This window comes from Sphingobium sp. AP50, from assembly GCF_900109095.1.
Lineage (GTDB): Bacteria > Pseudomonadota > Alphaproteobacteria > Sphingomonadales > Sphingomonadaceae > Sphingobium.
Window position 1 is genome coordinate 1 of the sequence record NZ_FNYZ01000061.1, and the last position, 1,436, is coordinate 1,436.

2 protein-coding genes are annotated in these 1,436 nt (G+C 63.4%); both read right to left on the minus strand.

Going from position 1 to position 1,436, the window contains the following annotated elements; translation table 11 throughout:
* Nucleotides 1-815, minus strand: an 815-nt coding sequence (locus BMY84_RS28840; protein WP_093088594.1) for an electron transfer flavoprotein subunit alpha/FixB family protein, incomplete at its 3' end; no start/stop codon positions are given.
* 3 nt (nucleotides 816-818) lie between these two features.
* Nucleotides 819-1,436, minus strand: a 618-nt coding sequence (locus BMY84_RS28845) for an electron transfer flavoprotein subunit beta/FixA family protein (protein ID WP_093088596.1), incomplete at its 5' end; no start/stop codon positions are given.

Below are 1,436 nucleotides of genomic sequence, written 5' to 3' on the forward strand. Positions count from 1 at the left end.
TCCTTCATCCCCGCCAGATGCTGAATCGCGCCGGAAATGCCGACCGCGACATAGACTTCGGGCGCCACGATCTTGCCGGTCTGCCCGACCTGATAGTCGTTGGGCACATAACCGGCATCCACCGCCGCGCGCGATGCGCCGACCGCCGCACCCAGCTTGTCCGCCAGCGGGAAGATCACTTCCTCGAAGGTCGGACCGTCCTTGAGCGCCCGGCCACCCGACACGATGATCTTCGCGCTGGTCAGTTCCGGCCGTTCCAGCTTGGCGATCTCAGCGCCGACAAAGGACGACAGCCCCTTGTCCCCAGTCGAAGTTACAGCTTCCACCGTGCCAGCGCCGCCTTCGCGCTCTGCCTTCTCGAACGCCGTGCCACGCACGGTGATCACCTTCTTGGCATCCTTGCTCTTCACCGTCGCAATCGCATTGCCGGCATAGATAGGGCGCGTGAACGTGTCTTCGCTTTCGACCGACAGGATGTCGCTGATCTGCATCACGTCGAGCAAAGCGGCGACGCGCGGTGCGATATTCTTGCCATTGCTGGTCGCCGGGGCAACGAACGCATCATGATGGCCCATCAGGTCCACGATCAGCGGCGCGATATTTTCCGGCAATGCATGGCCAAAGGCCGCGTCGTCAGCGACATGCACTTTGCCGACGCCAGCGATCTTCGCGGCTTCAGCGGCCACGCCATCGACGCCCGCACCGGCCACCAGCAGATGCACTTCTCCCAGCTTTGCAGCGGCGGTGACGGCGGAGAGGGTCGCGTCCTTGACCGCGCCGCCCTCATGTTCAACCCATACAAGAGTCTTCGTCATGGCTTATACTCCCAGAGCCTTGAGCTTGGCGACCAGTTCATCGACATCGGCGACCTTCACGCCGGCCGATCGCTTGGCCGGTTCGCTCACCTTCAGCGTCTCCAGACGCGCAGCGATGTCCACGCCATAATCGGCGGGGGTCTTGTTCGCCAAAGGCTTGGCCTTCGCCTTCATGATGTTGGGCAGCGAGGCATAGCGCGGCTCGTTCAAACGCAGGTCGGTGGTGATGATCGCCGGAACGTTCAGCTTCACCGTCTCCAGACCGCCATCGACTTCGCGGGTCACGCTGACCTTGTCGCCTTCGACCTCGACCTTGCTGGCGAAAGTACCCTGCGGCAGACCCAGCAGCGCCGCCAGCATCTGGCCGGTCTGATTGCTGTCATCGTCGATCGCCTGCTTGCCCAGGATGATCAGGCTGGCGCCTTCCTCTTCCTGCACCTTGGCCAGCAGCTTGGCGACGCCCAGCGGTTCGACTTCATCGTCGGTCTGGATCAGGATCGCCCGGTCGGCACCCATGGCCAGCGCGGTCCGCAGCGTATCCTGCGCCTTCGCCACACCGATCGACACCGCCACGACCTCGGTCGCCACGCCCTTTTCCTTCAGGCGAATGGCTTCCTCGAC